13 protein-coding genes and 7 tRNA genes are annotated in these 15,799 nt (G+C 55.1%); 18 read left to right on the top strand and 2 right to left on the bottom strand.

What is annotated here, in order from left to right; all coding sequences use genetic code 11:
• Positions 1-35: 35 nt before the first annotated feature.
• The 7 genes from C1N69_RS06165 to C1N69_RS06135 all read left to right on the top strand — a co-directional run bounded on the left by C1N69_RS06165 (position 36) and on the right by C1N69_RS06135 (position 733).
• A tRNA-Met gene (locus C1N69_RS06165) sits at positions 36-112 on the top strand.
• 9 nt (positions 113-121) lie between these two features.
• Positions 122-206: transfer RNA gene (locus C1N69_RS06160), tRNA-Leu, on the top strand.
• Positions 207-229: 23 nt separating this feature from the next.
• Positions 230-304 (top strand) — tRNA-Gln (locus C1N69_RS06155).
• A 32-nt stretch (positions 305-336) separates the two neighbouring features.
• Positions 337-411: transfer RNA gene (locus C1N69_RS06150), tRNA-Gln, on the top strand.
• A 17-nt stretch (positions 412-428) separates the two neighbouring features.
• Positions 429-505: transfer RNA gene (locus C1N69_RS06145), tRNA-Met, on the top strand.
• Between the two features lie 42 nt (positions 506-547).
• A tRNA-Gln gene (locus tag C1N69_RS06140) sits at positions 548-622 on the top strand.
• 36 nt (positions 623-658) lie between these two features.
• Positions 659-733 (top strand) — tRNA-Gln (locus C1N69_RS06135).
• A gap of 122 nt (positions 734-855) precedes the next feature.
• On the opposite strand, the gene ubiF is transcribed toward C1N69_RS06135, so the two are convergent.
• A complete protein-coding gene (ubiF, locus tag C1N69_RS06130) occupies positions 856-2,031 on the bottom strand; it encodes a 3-demethoxyubiquinol 3-hydroxylase (protein ID WP_155030853.1) in 1,176 nt (391 codons plus the stop codon).
• Between the two features lie 135 nt (positions 2,032-2,166).
• Between ubiF and miaB the strand changes: the two genes are divergently transcribed.
• The 10 genes from miaB to rihA all read left to right on the top strand — a co-directional run bounded on the left by miaB (position 2,167) and on the right by rihA (position 12,439).
• Positions 2,167-3,591, top strand: a complete 1,425-nt coding sequence (gene miaB, locus C1N69_RS06125; RefSeq protein WP_025756346.1) for a tRNA (N6-isopentenyl adenosine(37)-C2)-methylthiotransferase MiaB — start codon at positions 2,167-2,169, stop codon at positions 3,589-3,591.
• A gap of 163 nt (positions 3,592-3,754) precedes the next feature.
• Positions 3,755-4,801 (top strand): PhoH family protein, encoded by a 1,047-nt coding sequence (locus C1N69_RS06120; RefSeq protein ID WP_025756345.1) that lies wholly within the window; start codon positions 3,755-3,757, stop codon positions 4,799-4,801.
• Positions 4,798-5,265 (top strand): rRNA maturation RNase YbeY, encoded by a 468-nt coding sequence (ybeY, locus tag C1N69_RS06115; protein WP_008501052.1) that lies wholly within the window; start codon positions 4,798-4,800, stop codon positions 5,263-5,265. Before C1N69_RS06120 ends, ybeY begins: the two co-directional genes overlap by 4 nt.
• 89 nt (positions 5,266-5,354) lie before the next feature.
• Positions 5,355-6,233, top strand: a complete 879-nt coding sequence (gene corC, locus C1N69_RS06110; protein ID WP_025756344.1) for a CNNM family magnesium/cobalt transport protein CorC — start codon at positions 5,355-5,357, stop codon at positions 6,231-6,233.
• Between the two features lie 5 nt (positions 6,234-6,238).
• Positions 6,239-7,777, top strand: a complete 1,539-nt coding sequence (gene lnt / locus C1N69_RS06105; RefSeq protein ID WP_155030852.1) for an apolipoprotein N-acyltransferase — start codon at positions 6,239-6,241, stop codon at positions 7,775-7,777.
• 399 nt (positions 7,778-8,176) lie between these two features.
• On the top strand, positions 8,177-9,082 hold the full coding sequence (locus C1N69_RS06095; protein ID WP_008501049.1) for an amino acid ABC transporter substrate-binding protein: 906 nt from the start codon (positions 8,177-8,179) through the stop codon (positions 9,080-9,082).
• Between the two features lie 154 nt (positions 9,083-9,236).
• Positions 9,237-9,977, top strand: a complete 741-nt coding sequence (gene gltJ, locus C1N69_RS06090; RefSeq protein WP_008501048.1) for a glutamate/aspartate ABC transporter permease GltJ — start codon at positions 9,237-9,239, stop codon at positions 9,975-9,977.
• The gene (gene gltK / locus C1N69_RS06085) at positions 9,977-10,654 is read left to right on the top strand and encodes a glutamate/aspartate ABC transporter permease GltK (protein WP_025756342.1); all 678 of its coding nucleotides are present in this window, start codon (positions 9,977-9,979) and stop codon (positions 10,652-10,654) included. Before gltJ ends, gltK begins: the two co-directional genes overlap by 1 nt.
• Positions 10,651-11,376: an amino acid ABC transporter ATP-binding protein gene (locus C1N69_RS06080; protein ID WP_008501046.1), complete on the top strand. Its 726-nt coding sequence runs from the start codon at positions 10,651-10,653 to the stop codon at positions 11,374-11,376. The genes gltK and C1N69_RS06080 overlap by 4 nt, the downstream gene beginning before the upstream one ends.
• A gap of 121 nt (positions 11,377-11,497) precedes the next feature.
• Positions 11,498-12,439, top strand: a complete 942-nt coding sequence (gene rihA / locus C1N69_RS06075; protein ID WP_104556681.1) for a pyrimidine-specific ribonucleoside hydrolase RihA — start codon at positions 11,498-11,500, stop codon at positions 12,437-12,439.
• A gap of 79 nt (positions 12,440-12,518) precedes the next feature.
• Here rihA and C1N69_RS06070 read toward each other — a convergent pair whose 3' ends face one another.
• On the bottom strand, positions 12,519-13,001 hold the full coding sequence (locus tag C1N69_RS06070; protein ID WP_025756340.1) for a zinc ribbon-containing protein: 483 nt from the start codon (positions 12,999-13,001) through the stop codon (positions 12,519-12,521).
• 214 nt (positions 13,002-13,215) lie between these two features.
• Between C1N69_RS06070 and leuS the strand changes: the two genes are divergently transcribed.
• The gene (gene leuS, locus C1N69_RS06065) at positions 13,216-15,798 is read left to right on the top strand and encodes a leucine--tRNA ligase (RefSeq protein WP_155030851.1); all 2,583 of its coding nucleotides are present in this window, start codon (positions 13,216-13,218) and stop codon (positions 15,796-15,798) included.
• Position 15,799 lies beyond the last annotated feature (1 nt).

The following is a 15,799-nucleotide window of genomic DNA, read 5'->3' as shown; positions in this document are numbered from 1 at the left end:
CCCGCAACGCCGATAAGGTAACGCGAAAAAAAGATGGCTACGTAGCTCAGTTGGTTAGAGCACATCACTCATAATGATGGGGTCACAGGTTCGAATCCCGTCGTAGCCACCATCTTTTTTTGCGGGAGTGGCGAAATTGGTAGACGCACCAGATTTAGGTTCTGGCGCCGCAAGGTGTGCGAGTTCAAGTCTCGCCTCCCGCACCATTCCCGGGTAAGCGTTGCACGGATGGGGTATCGCCAAGCGGTAAGGCACCGGTTTTTGATACCGGCATTCCCTGGTTCGAATCCAGGTACCCCAGCCATATTTCTTCGATTTTGCGGTTCTCCGCGGTATTGGGGTATCGCCAAGCGGTAAGGCACCGGTTTTTGATACCGGCATTCCCTGGTTCGAATCCAGGTACCCCAGCCATCGAAGATTGCAGTACTGGCTACGTAGCTCAGTTGGTTAGAGCACATCACTCATAATGATGGGGTCACAGGTTCGAATCCCGTCGTAGCCACCAAATTTAGATTATCGATTGATTTCGGTAATGAAAAAAAATTGTTGGGGTATCGCCAAGCGGTAAGGCACCGGATTCTGATTCCGGCATTCCGAGGTTCGAATCCTCGTACCCCAGCCAATTTAAAAAGTCGTTAAGCAGTCTGTTTAACGCAATTGGGGTGTCGCCAAGCGGTAAGGCTCTGGTTTCTGATACCAGCATTCCGGGGTTCGAATCCCTGCACCCCAGCCACTTAGTCACAAAAAAGCCCGCTCTGCGGGCTTTTTTGTTTTTGTTGCTCAGAATAGTGCGGCCTGATGCCCCCTCACCCTAACCCTCTCCCCAACGGGGAGAGGGAATAGACGGAGCAAAGATTAGAGTCCTAGGGCGTATTTCAGGGCCTGTCTTTTCAAGCCGCCGGCGCGTTCCGCCGCCATCAAACCGATGTTACGCAAGATACGCACCGGCGCTATGTCATTGCTGAACCCGGCATAGAACAGATCCATTCCCGACTGCATGATAAAGTTATCCGCCATACGGCGCGTCTGATAACGCTTCAGGACCTGATGACTGGACCAGTTCTCCGCATGCCCGCGAGCGCTGCCCAGCACATCCAGTAACGCATCGACGTCGCGATACCCCAGATTCACCCCCTGCCCGGCCAGCGGATGAATGGTATGTGCCGCATCGCCCACCAGCGCCAGCCCTTCTCTGGCATACTGCAGTGCGTGACGCCGCGTGAGCGGGAACGCCCCTGCGGCAACCGGTATAACATTGCCCAGACGGCTCGGGAAGTTCAGATGAATTTCCCGCTGCAATTGCTCCATTGAAAGCCCCTGCAGCTGGCGAATGCGCGCCGGTTTGTCGTACCACACCAGCGACGCCCAGTTATCGAACAGCGGTAAGAAGGCGTGCGGACCATTCGGGGTAAAGTGCTGCCAGGTGCTCTCTCCCGGCGCATTCTCACACTGAACGGTGATCAACATACAGGACTGCTCGTACTGCCAGGCATGCACCCCGATACCCGCCATTTGCCTGACCTGCGAGTTAGCACCATCGGCCCCGACGACCAGCTTCACGGCCAGTTCATCGCCGCTGTCGAGCGTCAGCACATAGCCACTCTCGTGAGGATGCAGCGCCTTCAGCGACGCAGGCACACGCAACGTCACCTTCGGGTGCGCCTCCAGCGCCTGCCAGAGTGCCCGCTGGAGCACGTTATTTTCCACCATATAACCCAGGCGCGGTAACTTCAGCTCAGCGGCATCAAACGCGACGTGGGCATTTTCCCACTCCCAGGTTTCAAGACGGCTGTAAGGATGGGCGCGCATCGCCAGCACCGACTCCCAGACGCCCAGCCCGCGCAGCAGATCAACGGACGCTGCGCTGATCGCGGAGATGCGTACATCCGGTTTGGCCGCCGGATCGTATTGCCCAGGCGCTGCCTGTTCAATTACCGTTACCTCAAATCCCTGCTGCGCCAGCCCCAGCGCCAGCGCGCCGCCGACCATACCGCCGCCGACAACGGCAACTTCGGTGTGTAGGAGTGTCATGGTCAATTTTCCTTATTGCAGAATCCCTTAAGTTTACCGGATTTTTTCGGTCATGAGACACATAACCTTCATACTGGTCACAACCCCACCAAAGCATTACAATACGCGGCTTGCAATCCTGAGCTGAGCAAGTCGATGACTAAAAAACTCCATATAAAAACCTGGGGCTGTCAGATGAATGAATACGATTCATCCAAGATGGCCGATCTGCTGGACACCACCCACGGATACCAGCTGACTGAAAATGCGAAAGAAGCCGATGTGCTGCTGCTAAATACCTGTTCAATTCGCGAAAAAGCGCAGGAAAAAGTCTTTCACGTGTTAGGCCGCTGGAAACTTCTTAAACGAAAAAATCCGGACCTGATCATCGGCGTGGGTGGCTGCGTTGCGTCGCAGGAAGGTAAGCTGATCCGCCAGAGAGCCCCGTATGTGGATATTGTCTTTGGCCCTCAGACCCTGCACCGCCTGCCTGAAATGATCAACAAGGTGCGCGGCGATCGTAGCCCGGTCGTTGACGTCAGCTTCCCGGAGATCGAAAAATTTGACCGTCTGCCAGAGCCGCGCGCCGATGGCCCGACCGCGTTCGTCTCTATCATGGAAGGCTGCAACAAATACTGTACTTATTGCGTGGTGCCGTATACCCGTGGTGAAGAGGTCAGCCGCCCGGCAGATGACATCCTGTTTGAAATTGCACAGCTTGCCGCCCAGGGCGTTCGCGAAGTCAACCTGCTGGGTCAGAACGTTAACGCCTGGCGCGGTGAGAACTACGACGGCACCACCGGCAGCTTTGCCGAACTGCTGCGTCTGGTGGCCGCGATTGACGGCATCGACCGTATTCGCTTTACCACCAGCCATCCGATGGAATTTACCGACGACATCATTGACGTTTACCGCGATACGCCGGAACTGGTGAGTTTCCTGCACCTGCCGATTCAGTGCGGTTCCGATCGCGTGCTGAACCTGATGGGCCGTCCGCATACGGTGCTGGAGTACAAATCCATCATCCGTAAGCTGCGTGAAGCCCGCCCGGATATCCAGATAAGCTCTGACTTTATTGTCGGCTTCCCTGGCGAAACCGCTGATGACTTCGAACGCACCATGAAGCTCATCGGCGAAGTGAATTTTGACGTCAGCTACAGCTTCATCTTCTCACCGCGTCCTGGCACCCCTGCGGCCGATATGGTTGACGATGTACCGGAAGAAGAGAAAAAACAGCGTCTGTACATTCTGCAGGAGCGCATTAACCAGCAGGCCAACGCCTGGAGCCGCCGCATGCTCGGCACCGTCCAGCGTATTCTGGTGGAAGGCACCTCGCGCAAGAGCATCATGGAACTCTCCGGACGTACCGAGAACAACCGCGTGGTCAACTTTGAAGGTACCCCGGACATGATCGGTAAATTTGTGGACGTCGAGATTGTTGAAGTGTTGACCAACTCGCTGCGTGCGAAAGTGGTACGTACCGAAGATGAGATGGGCCTGCGTATTGCAGAGTCACCAGAATCTGTAATTTCCCGTACCCGCAAAGAAAATGATTCTGGCGTGGGAATTTACCAGCCTTAATCCTTCAGGCCTGCCTCTTCGGCAGGCCTTGTATTTCCTCTCATCGTCCCCAATATCATCCGCAACGCTTGCGCCTTTATTCTGTGGCGTGAATAATTTCGGTAATGACCGTTTTATTACGTCCTGTCGCAACGGATCAGTTAACCAATCAATGAGGAACAGTTTGAACATAGATACGCGTGAAATTAGCCTGACGCCCGCAGACAACGCTCGCCTGCTGAGCCTGTGCGGGCCGTTTGATGACAACATCAAACAACTGGAGCGACGTCTGGGTATCGAAATCAATCGTCGCGATAATCATTTCAAACTTACCGGACGCCCTATCTGCGTCAACGCCGCCGCGGACATTCTGCGTAGCCTGTATGTCGATACCGCCCCGATGCGCGGCGAAATTCAGGATATCGAACCGGAACAAATCCACCTCGCCATTAAAGAGGCGCGCGTGCTTGAGCAGAGCGCGGAAAGTGTACCGGACTACGGCAAGGCCATTAACATTAAGACCAAACGTGGCGTCATCAAGCCGCGGACGCCAAACCAGGCGCAGTACATCGCCAACATTCTTGACCATGACATCACCTTCGGCGTCGGTCCGGCAGGTACAGGGAAAACCTATCTTGCCGTTGCCGCCGCGGTTGATGCGCTGGAGCGCCAGGAGATTCGCCGTATTCTGCTGACCCGTCCGGCTGTGGAAGCGGGTGAGAAACTGGGCTTCCTGCCCGGCGATCTGAGCCAGAAGGTTGATCCTTACCTGCGCCCGCTGTACGACGCGCTGTTCGAGATGCTGGGCTTTGAGAAAGTCGAGAAGCTCATTGAGCGTAACGTAATCGAAGTGGCCCCGCTCGCCTACATGCGTGGCCGTACGCTCAACGACGCGTTCATCATTCTTGATGAGAGCCAGAACACCACCATCGAACAGATGAAGATGTTCCTGACGCGTATCGGCTTCAACTCGAAGGCAGTCATTACCGGTGACGTGACGCAGATCGACCTGCCGCGCAGCACCAAATCGGGTCTGCGCCACGCCATCGAAGTGCTGGCCGAGGTCGACGAAATTAGCTTTAACTTCTTCCACAGTGAAGACGTGGTACGCCACCCGGTGGTCGCGCGTATCGTTAACGCCTATGAAGCCTGGGAAGAGGCAGATCAGAAGCGTAAGGCCGAACTGGCCGCAGAACGTAAGCGCGAAGCGCAGGAGCAAGAACAGAAATGAGTCAGGTGATCCTCGATTTACAGCTGGCCTGTGAAGATAATTCCGGCATGCCAGATGAGGCACAGTTTCAGAAATGGCTGGATGCCGTTATCCCCCAGTTTCAGGAAGAATCAGAAGTCACGATTCGTCTGGTGGATGAAGCAGAAAGCCACGAGCTTAACCTGACCTACCGCGGGAAAGATAAGCCAACCAACGTGCTCTCTTTCCCGTTCGAAGCTCCGCCGGGTATCGAGATGCCGCTGTTGGGCGATCTGATCATCTGCCGTCAGGTGGTTGAACAGGAAGCCAAAGAGCAACAAAAGCCGCTGGAAGCCCACTGGGCGCATATGGTGGTCCATGGCAGCCTGCATCTGCTCGGCTACGATCATATTGAAGACGACGAAGCGGAAGAGATGGAGTCCCTTGAGACAGAGATAATGCTTGCTCTGGGCTATGAGGATCCGTACATTGCCGAGAAAGAATAGTCCGTCACCTGACTGACTAACATGCCGCCACGAAAGGAGATTGCGTGGCGGTAAACGTTGAACTAACAAGAGAACCCTTAACAAACGCCATGAGCGACGACAATTCACACAGTAGCGACACGACAACCAGTAAAAAGGGATTTTTCTCCCTCATTCTGAACCAGCTTTTCCACGGCGAACCGAAAAACCGTGATGAACTGCTGGAGCTGATTCGTGATTCCGGGCAGAACGACCTTATCGACGAAGATACGCGCGAAATGCTCGAAGGGGTTATGGACATCGCCGACCAGCGTGTTCGCGATATCATGATCCCCCGGTCACAGATGATCACCCTGAAACGCAACCAGACGCTGGACGAGTGCCTCGATGTGATCATCGAATCCGCCCACTCACGTTTCCCGGTCATCAGCGAAGACAAAGATCACATCGAAGGGATTTTGATGGCGAAAGATCTGCTGCCGTTTATGCGCAGCGATGCCGAAGCCTTCAGCATGGAAAAAGTGTTACGCCAGGCCGTGGTTGTGCCGGAAAGTAAACGTGTGGATCGGATGCTGAAAGAGTTCCGCTCTCAGCGTTACCACATGGCGATTGTTATTGATGAATTCGGTGGCGTTTCCGGTCTGGTCACGATCGAAGATATTCTTGAGCTGATTGTTGGCGAAATCGAAGATGAGTATGACGAAGAGGAAGATATCGACTTCCGTCAGCTCAGCCGCCATACCTGGACCGTGCGTGCGCTGGCCTCCATCGAGGACTTCAACGACGCCTTCGGGACCCACTTCAGCGATGAAGAGGTGGATACCATTGGCGGGCTGGTGATGCAGGCCTTTGGTCATCTTCCGGCGCGCGGTGAGACCGTTGACATCGACGGTTACCAGTTCAAAGTGGCCATGGCCGATAGCCGACGTATTATACAGGTTCACGTCAGAACGCCGGACGATTCACCGGTGCCAAAACTGGAAGAGTAATGTAAATGGCATTTGCCCCACTGTTTGAACGCCAGCGCGTCCGTTTGCTGCTGGCGCTGTTACTCGGAGCCAGCGGTACGCTGGCTTTTTCTCCTTACGATATCTGGCCTGCGGCCATCCTCTCCCTGATGGGACTACAGGGTTTAACCCTGAATCGTCGTCCCGTCCAGGCTGCCGCCATCGGCTACTTCTGGGGGCTGGGGCTGTTTGGCTCAGGCATCAACTGGGTCTATGTCAGCATCGCCCAGTTTGGCGGTATGCCCGGCCCGGTTAACGTCTTCCTGGTGGTACTGCTCGCCGCGTACCTCTCGCTGTATACCGGTTTATTCGCAGGCATCCTTTCTCGCCTGTGGCCCAAAACCAGCTGGCTACGCGTCGCCATTGCCGCGCCCGTGGTCTGGCAACTCACCGAGTTCCTGCGCGGTTGGGTACTGACGGGCTTCCCGTGGCTGCAGTTCGGCTACAGTCAAATTGACGGCCCGCTAAAAGGTCTGGCGCCGGTGATGGGCGTTGAAGCCATCAACTTCCTGCTGATGGTGGTCAGCGGCCTGCTGGTACTGGCGCTGGTCACGCGCTGCTGGAAACCGCTGGTGGTGGCGCTCGTATTGTTCGCCCTGCCTTTCCCGCTGCGCTATATCCAGTGGTTCACGCCGGAGCCCGGGCGTGCCATGCAGGTTTCTATGGTGCAGGGAAATATCCCGCAGTCCATGAAGTGGGACGAGAAAGAGCTGCTGAATACGCTGAAGATTTACGCCAACGCCACCGAAGAGGTGATGGGAAAATCACAGCTGATTATCTGGCCGGAGTCGGCGATCCCCGATCTGGAGCTCAACCAGCAGCCGTTTCTGAACATGATGAACGATCTGCTACTCGCGCGCGGCAGCACGTTGATTACCGGCATTGTGGATGCGCGTCTGAACCAGCAGAACCGCTACGACACCTACAACACCATCATTACGCTCGGTAAAGACAGCGAATACAGTTACCACTCGACTGACCGGTATAACAAGAATCACCTGGTACCGTTTGGTGAGTTTGTTCCGCTGGAGTCGATTCTGCGTCCGCTGGCCCCCTTCTTTGACCTGCCGATGTCCTCTTTCAGCCGCGGGCCATACGTTCAGCCCCAGCTGCACGCGCACGGCTTTGCTCTGACGGCGGCCATTTGCTACGAAATCATTCTCGGCGAACAGGTGCGGGATAACTTCCGTCCGGACACGGACTTCCTGCTGACCATCTCTAACGATGCGTGGTTCGGTAAGTCGATTGGCCCGTGGCAGCACTTCCAGATGGCGCGCATGCGCTCCCTGGAGCTGGCGCGTCCACTGCTGCGCAGCACCAATAACGGCATTACCGCCGTTATTGGACCGCAGGGTGAAATTCAGGCCATGATCCCTCAGTTCACCCGTGAAGTGCTGACCACGACAGTCACGCCAACGACCGGGTTAACGCCATATGCGCGTACCGGCAACTGGCCACTGTGGATCCTGACCGCGCTGTTTGGCTTTGGCGCCGTGTTGATGAGTCTGAGTCAGCGTCGTAAATAACCTTACCTTCTGTTGCCGGGTGGCGCTGATGCTTACCCGGCCTACATTTTTGCTCCCGTAGGTCGGGTAAGGCGTAGCCGCCACCCGACAATCCTCTCCGAATTCATTTCTGGCACGCCTATTGCTTTGTTTATTCAGGTAAACGCAGTTTGGCTTAATGTGCAACTTTGTCGCACCAGCGTAGATCACCGGTAGCACCGAAACGGTGCAACGGGAGATATTTGCCTCTGAATGGTGCGGCGCGCTTCGCAAAAATAAACAATAACGCAGCAAAATCTTTACATTAAGCCAGACTAAATGTTAACAAGCTTGCATAACACTGCACTCGCATCGCGCGAGATATAACAACATCACAATGGGTATCAATGCGTCACTGGCGCTGATAAGAAGGAGTTGGGTATGCAATTACGTAAACTGGCCACAGCAATGCTGGTGATGGGAATGTCTGCTGGCGTGGTCCACGCTGAAGATGCGCCGGCAGCCGGCAGCACCCTCGACAAGATTGCCAAAAACGGCGTGATCGTGGTCGGCCACCGTGAATCTTCTGTCCCGTTCTCTTACTACGACAACACGCAAAAAGTCGTAGGCTATTCACAGGATTACTCCAACGCCATCGTTGAAGCTGTGAAGAAAAAGCTGAACAAACCTGACCTGCAGGTGAAGCTGATCCCAATCACTTCACAGAACCGTATTCCACTGCTGCAAAACGGCACCTTTGATTTTGAGTGTGGTTCCACCACCAACAATCTCGAGCGTCAGAAACAGGCAGCCTTCTCGGACACCATCTTTGTTGTGGGCACCCGCCTGCTGACGAAGAAAGGCGGTGAGATCAAAGACTTCGCTGACCTGAAAGGGAAAGCGGTCGTGGTCACCTCCGGTACCACTTCAGAAGTGCTGCTGCACAAGCTGAATGACGAGAAGAAAATGGATATGCGCATCATCAGCGCCAAAGACCATGGCGACTCCTTCCGTACCCTGGAAAGTGGTCGTGCCGTCGCGTTTATGATGGACGACGCCCTGCTGGCGGGCGAGCGTGCGAAAGCGAAGAAACCGGACAACTGGGATATCGTCGGTACCGCGCAGTCGAAAGAAGCCTACGGCTGTATGCTGCGTAAAGACGATCCGCAGTTCAAAAAGCTGATCGATGACACCATCGCCCAGGTGCAAACCTCCGGCGAAGCGGAAAAATGGTTCGACAAATGGTTCAAGAACCCGATTCCACCAAAAAACCTGAACATGAACTTTGAACTGTCCGACGACATGAAGGCCCTGTTCAAATCACCCAATGACAAAGCTCTTAACTAATTAGAACAACAGGGGCGGGATCTCCTGCCCTCTCGATTGTCGGGAAGCACGGACAGACTATACGTTGAGTGGTCGTTCCCCACTCAGCACGAAAATGAGCTTCTCACCAATCTTCGAGGGTAGCGCTGCTACCCTTTTTTTTCTGGAGTTTATTATGTCAATCGACTGGAACTGGGGCATATTCCTGCAACAAGCCCCGTTCGGCAACACCACCTATCTTGGCTGGCTGTGGAGCGGATTTCAGGTTACCGTGGCATTATCGATAACAGCGTGGATTATCGCGTTTCTTGTCGGTTCGCTGTTCGGTATTCTGCGTACCGTCCCTAACCGTTTCCTTTCAACACTGGGCACCCTGTACGTGGAACTGTTCCGTAACGTTCCGCTCATCGTGCAATTCTTTACCTGGTATCTGGTTATCCCGGAACTGCTGCCTGAAAATATTGGTATGTGGTTCAAATCGGAACTGGATCCGAATGTACAGTTCTTTGTCTCCTCGATGATGTGTCTGGGGCTGTTTACCGCTGCGCGCGTTTGCGAGCAGGTGCGTGCCGCCATTCAGTCATTACCCCGTGGACAAAAAAATGCGGGTCTGGCGATGGGGTTGACCCTGCCGCAAACCTACCGCTACGTGCTGCTGCCTAACGCTTACCGCGTGATCGTCCCACCGATGACCTCTGAGATGATGAACCTGGTGAAAAACTCGGCCATCGCCTCAACCATCGGTCTGGTCGATATGGCGGCTCAGGCGGGCAAGCTGCTGGATTACTCGGCGCACGCGTGGGAATCCTTCACCGCAATCACGCTCGCGTATGTTCTGATTAACGCTTTCATCATGCTGGTGATGAACCTGGTTGAACGCAAAATTCGCCTGCCGGGCAATATGGGGGGCAAATAATGTACGAATTTGACTGGAGTTCTATCGTTCCCTCTATGCCATACCTGCTTGATGGCCTGGTGATTACCTTAAAAATCACGCTTATTGCCATCATCGTCGGTATTGTCTGGGGTACCCTGCTGGCCGTCATGCGCCTGTCGAGCTTTAAGCCGCTCGCCTGGTTTGCAACCGCCTACGTCAACGTTTTCCGTTCCATCCCGCTGGTGATGGTGCTGCTGTGGTTTTATCTGATTGTGCCCGGCTTCCTGCAAAACGTGCTGGGGCTGTCACCGAAAACCGATATCCGCCTGATCTCCGCGATGGTGGCGTTTTCGATGTTTGAGGCCGCCTACTATTCAGAGATTATCCGTGCGGGCATTCAGAGTATCTCCCGTGGACAGTCCAGCGCCGCGCTGGCACTGGGGATGACGCACTGGCAGTCCATGCAGCTCATTATTCTGCCGCAGGCGTTTCGCGCCATGGTTCCACTCCTGCTGACCCAGGGTATCGTACTGTTCCAGGATACCTCCCTGGTCTACGTGCTGAGTCTGGCAGACTTCTTCCGTACCGCGTCCACCATCGGTGAACGTGATGGTACGCAGGTCGAGATGGTGCTCTTCGCGGGAGCGGTCTATTTTGTGATTAGTTTAAGCGCGTCGCTGTTGGTCAGCTGGCTGAAGAAAAGGACGGTACAATGATTTCCCTGAAAAATGTTTCTAAATGGTATGGGCACTTTCAGGTGCTGACCGACTGCTCCACCGAAGTGAAAAAAGGCGACGTGGTGGTGGTGTGCGGACCGTCCGGTTCCGGTAAATCGACGCTGATCAAAACCGTCAACGGACTGGAGCCGGTGCAGCAGGGTGAGATCGTGGTCAACGGCACCAAAGTTAACGACAAGAAAACCAACCTCGCCCAGCTTCGCTCTCACGTTGGGATGGTGTTCCAGCATTTTGAGCTGTTCCCTCACCTCTCCATTATTGAGAACCTGACCCTGGCGCAGGTGAAAGTGCTTAAGCGTGATAAAAAAGCATCGCGCGAGAAAGGCCTGAAACTGCTGGAACGCGTTGGGCTCGCGGCCCATGCCGATAAGTTCCCGGCACAGCTTTCTGGCGGCCAGCAGCAGCGTGTGGCGATTGCCCGCGCGCTGTGCATGGATCCTGTGGCGATGCTGTTTGACGAACCCACGTCGGCCCTCGATCCGGAGATGATCAACGAAGTGCTGGACGTGATGGTTGAGCTGGCGCATGAAGGGATGACCATGATGGTGGTAACCCATGAGATGGGCTTCGCCCGTAAAGTGGCCAACCGCGTGATCTTTATGGACGAAGGGAAGATCGTGGAAGACTCACCGAAAGAGGAGTTCTTCGCTAACCCCAAATCAGAACGTGCGAAAGATTTCCTCGCGAAAATCCTGCATTAATCTTCTCAGTGCGCAATCTGCGGATTGCGCACTGCCTCACGCTTTCGCTCACTTCTTCTCGTCGTGTGTCCCATTGCAGCGTTAACCTTGTCACAAAATAACGCTATGAATGGAGAACGCTATGGCACAACCTATTATTTTCGATTGCGACCCGGGTCATGATGACGCGATCGCGCTCGTCCTTGCACTTGCCTCCCCTGAGCTCGACGTCAAAGCCGTCACCTCTTCTGCCGGAAACCAGACGCCGGATAAAACCCTGCGTAACGTTTTGCGCATGCTGACGCTGCTTAACCGCACGGATATTCCTGTCGCTGGCGGCGCCCTCAAGCCCCTGATGCGTGAATTAATTATTGCGGATAACGTGCACGGTGAAAGTGGCCTGGACGGTCCGGCGCTGCCGGAGCCGGGCTTCACGCCGCAAAACTGTACCGCCGTAGAGCTGATGGCAAAGGTGCTGCGTGAGAGCGCGGAACCCGTCACCCTGGTGGCAACGGGACCGCAAACTAACGTCGCGCTGCTGTTGAACAGCCATCCGGAACTGCACGGCAAAATTGCCCGTATCGTCATCATGGGCGGGGCGATGGGGCTCGGTAACTGGACGCCGTCCGCTGAGTTCAACATTTTTGTCGACCCGGAAGCGGCGGAGATCGTCTTCCAGTCCGGTTTACCGATTGTGATGGCAGGGCTGGACGTTACCCACCGCGCGCAGATTATGGCCGACGATATTGAACGCTTCCGTTCCGTGGGTAACCCGGTCGCCACAACCGTGGCTGAGCTGCTCGACTTCTTTATGGAGTATCACAAAGCCGAGAAGTGGGGATTCCACGGCGCACCGCTGCATGACCCCTGCACGATCGCCTGGCTGTTAAAGCCGGAGATATTTACCACGGTGGACCGATGGGTAGGTGTTGAGACACAGGGGAAATATACCCAGGGCATGACGGTGGTGGACTACTACTCGCTGACGGGGAATAAACCGAATACAACGGTGATGGTGGATATTGACAGACAGGCGTTTGTGGATTTGCTGGCGGAGAGGCTGGCTTACTACAGTGAGCCCTGATGCCCTCACCCCAACCCTCTCCCACGGGAGAGGGGCGCAGACACTAAAAACGGCAACATAGTTGCCGTTTTGCGTTTACCTAGGGCTCAAACGGCCGACGCTGGAACTGGTCGTGCCCGCATTTCGGACACAGTGGCAGCACATCCGGCGTATACACCGCAATATGGTGATGGCATTTCTCGCACACCAGATTTCCCAGCCCAACCACTTCCCCACTCTGGTACACACCGTGGTGGTTCAAATCCTGAAACACCTCGCGCCACTCCAGCTGCGTTTTATCAGTAATATCGGCCAGTTCCTGCCACAGACTCTCTTTAATCACCCGCATAAAGACGCTGTCGGCGATCTCGTCCTGGCTCTCCTCGTAGCTGCGCGCAAACTCTTCCAGGTCACGGCGCACGGCGCGGGTCACCTCTTCCACTTCGGTTCGCGTTAACTCACCCGTTTGCGTCACCCGGGCACGGGCCTGCTCCACCAGCGCGTCAATATCGCGCTCGCCGTTACGCAGCCGTTCCGTCAGTGTCGCCACCAGTTCGCGGTAAAATTGAGCAACCTTGTTCATCATTTTGCCTCCCGGGTAAGTAACTATTTCTAATAATAGACCTTATTTCATCGCCGCTTTGTCAGGTGAAGCACAGACCCGGTAAATTCCTGCAAAGCGCATTTGTGCGAAAGGCTGTTTTGACGCGGGCGTTTGGGCTATGCTATGCGGATCTGAATTACCACATCCATTGGCTACATTTGTAGCTGTATTGAAAACAGGACCACTGGCTGCCATGCAAGAGCAATACCGCCCGGAAGAGATAGAATCAAAAGTCCAGCAACACTGGGACGAGAAGCGCACCTTTGAAGTAACCGAAGACGAGAGCAAAGAGAAGTATTACTGCCTGTCGATGCTTCCCTATCCTTCTGGTCGACTACACATGGGCCACGTGCGTAACTACACCATTGGTGATGTGATTGCACGCTACCAGCGCATGCTGGGCAAGAACGTTCTGCAGCCAATCGGCTGGGATGCGTTCGGCCTGCCTGCGGAAGGCGCAGCGGTAAAAAACAATACGGCGCCAGCCCCGTGGACGTACGACAATATCGCGTACATGAAAAACCAGCTCAAAATGCTGGGCTTTGGCTATGACTGGAGCCGCGAGCTGGCAACCTGTACTCCTGAATACTATCGCTGGGAACAGAAGTTCTTCACCGAGCTGTACAAAAAAGGCCTGGTGTACAAGAAGACGTCTGCCGTTAACTGGTGTCCGAATGACCAGACCGTTCTTGCTAACGAACAGGTTATCGACGGCTGTTGCTGGCGCTGTGACACCAAAGTTGAGCGTAAAGAGATCCCGCAGTGGTTTATCAAAATCACCGCTTACGCTGACGAACTGCTGAACGATCTGGATAATCTGGACCACTGGCCAGATACCGTTAAGACCATGCAGCGTAACTGGATCGGCCGTTCTGAAGGCGTGGAAATTACCTTCAACGTTGAGAACTACGACCAGACCCTGACCGTCTACACCACCCGTCCGGACACCTTCATGGGCGCGACCTACCTGGCCGTGGCCGCAGGTCACCCGCTGGCGCAGAAAGCGGCAGAAAATAATCCGGAACTGGCCACCTTCATCGACGAATGCCGCAACACCAAAGTGGCTGAAGCCGATATGGCAACGATGGAGAAAAAAGGCGTGGATACTGGCTTCAAAGCCATTCATCCACTGACCGGCGAAGCCATCCCTGTCTGGGCCGCCAACTTCGTGCTGATGGAATACGGCACGGGTGCCGTAATGGCCGTTCCGGGTCACGACCAGCGCGACTACGAATTTGCCACCAAATACGGCCTGACCATCAAGCCTGTTATCCTGGCGGCTGACGGTTCTGAACCAGACCTGTCCGAACAAGCACTGACCGAAAAAGGCACCCTGTTCAACTCCGGCGAGTTCAGCGGCCTGAGCTTCGAAGAGGGTTTTAACGCCATTGCCGACAAACTGGCTTCTCTGGGTGTAGGTGAGCGTAAGGTGAACTACCGTCTGCGCGACTGGGGCGTCTCCCGTCAGCGTTACTGGGGTGCGCCAATCCCAATGGTGACTCTGGAAGATGGCACCGTGATGCCAACACCAGACGATCAGCTCCCGGTGATCCTGCCGGAAGACGTGGTCATGGACGGTATCACCAGCCCGATCAAAGCCGATCCCGAGTGGGCAAAAACCACCGTCAACGGCCAGCCTGCGCTGCGTGAAACCGATACCTTCGACACCTTTATGGAATCATCCTGGTATTACGCGCGTTACACCTGCCCGCAGTATCAGGACGGCATGCTGGACTCCAACGCGGCAAACTACTGGCTGCCGGTTGATATTTACATCGGCGGTATTGAACACGCCATCATGCACCTGCTCTACTTCCGCTTCTTCCATAAGCTGATGCGCGACGCGGGCATGGTGAACTCTGACGAGCCTGCTAAACAGCTGCTGTGCCAGGGCATGGTGCTGGCAGATGCGTTCTACTACGTGGGTGCAAACGGCGAGCGTAACTGGGTTTCTCCGGTAGATGCGATCGTTGAGCGCGACGAGAAAGGCCGTATTGTGAAGGCCAAAGACGCCGAAGGTCATGAGCTGGTTTATACCGGCATGAGCAAGATGTCCAAGTCTAAAAACAACGGCATCGACCCGCAGGTAATGGTTGAGCGTTACGGTGCGGATACCGTGCGTCTGTTTATGATGTTTGCCTCTCCGGCAGACATGACCCTGGAATGGCAGGAGTCAGGCGTTGAAGGGGCGAACCGCTTCCTGAAGCGCGTCTGGAAACTGGTTTACGAACATACCTCTCTGGGCGATGCTCCGGCCCTGAACGCCACCGCCCTGACGGAAGATCAGCAGGCGCTGCGCCGTGATGTTCATAAAACGATTGCGAAAGTGACCGATGATATTGGTCGTCGTCAGACCTTCAATACCGCAATTGCGGCTATTATGGAACTGATGAACAAACTGGCGAAGGCGCCGCAAGAGGGCGAGCAGGATCGTGCCTTAATGCGTGAAGCACTGCTGGCCGTCGTTCGCATGCTGAACCCGTTCACGCCTCACGTCAGCTTCACCCTGTGGCAGGAGCTGAAAGGCGAAGGCGATATCGACAACGCGCCGTGGCCAGAGGCTGACGAAGCCGCGATGGTGGAAAACACCACGCTGGTTGTAGTCCAGGTAAACGGTAAAGTCCGCGGTAAAATTACCGTGGCGGTCGACGCAACCGAAGAACAGGTTCGCGAGCGTGCGGGCCAGGAACCGCTGGTCGCAAAATATCTTGAGGGCGTTACCGTACGTAAAGTGATCTACGTACCAGGTAAATTGCTGAATCTGGTCGTTGGCTAAG

The sequence above is a fragment of the Enterobacter sichuanensis genome (genome assembly GCF_009036245.1).
GTDB classification, from domain to species: Bacteria; Pseudomonadota; Gammaproteobacteria; order Enterobacterales; family Enterobacteriaceae; genus Enterobacter; species Enterobacter sichuanensis.
This window is presented reverse-complemented; position numbering and strand designations above follow the sequence as displayed.

Coding starts and splice junctions, on each gene's coding strand:
- ubiF (WP_155030853.1), bottom strand. CDS start 2,031: ATGACACTCCTACACACCGAAGTTGCCGTTGTCGGCGGCGGTATGGTC.
- miaB (WP_025756346.1), top strand. CDS start 2,167: ATGACTAAAAAACTCCATATAAAAACCTGGGGCTGTCAGATGAATGAA.
- ybeY (WP_008501052.1), top strand. CDS start 4,798: ATGAGTCAGGTGATCCTCGATTTACAGCTGGCCTGTGAAGATAATTCC.
- corC (WP_025756344.1), top strand. CDS start 5,355: ATGAGCGACGACAATTCACACAGTAGCGACACGACAACCAGTAAAAAG.
- lnt (WP_155030852.1), top strand. CDS start 6,239: ATGGCATTTGCCCCACTGTTTGAACGCCAGCGCGTCCGTTTGCTGCTG.
- C1N69_RS06095 (WP_008501049.1), top strand. CDS start 8,177: ATGCAATTACGTAAACTGGCCACAGCAATGCTGGTGATGGGAATGTCT.
- gltJ (WP_008501048.1), top strand. CDS start 9,237: ATGTCAATCGACTGGAACTGGGGCATATTCCTGCAACAAGCCCCGTTC.
- gltK (WP_025756342.1), top strand. CDS start 9,977: ATGTACGAATTTGACTGGAGTTCTATCGTTCCCTCTATGCCATACCTG.
- C1N69_RS06080 (WP_008501046.1), top strand. CDS start 10,651: ATGATTTCCCTGAAAAATGTTTCTAAATGGTATGGGCACTTTCAGGTG.
- rihA (WP_104556681.1), top strand. CDS start 11,498: ATGGCACAACCTATTATTTTCGATTGCGACCCGGGTCATGATGACGCG.
- C1N69_RS06070 (WP_025756340.1), bottom strand. CDS start 13,001: ATGAACAAGGTTGCTCAATTTTACCGCGAACTGGTGGCGACACTGACG.
- leuS (WP_155030851.1), top strand. CDS start 13,216: ATGCAAGAGCAATACCGCCCGGAAGAGATAGAATCAAAAGTCCAGCAA.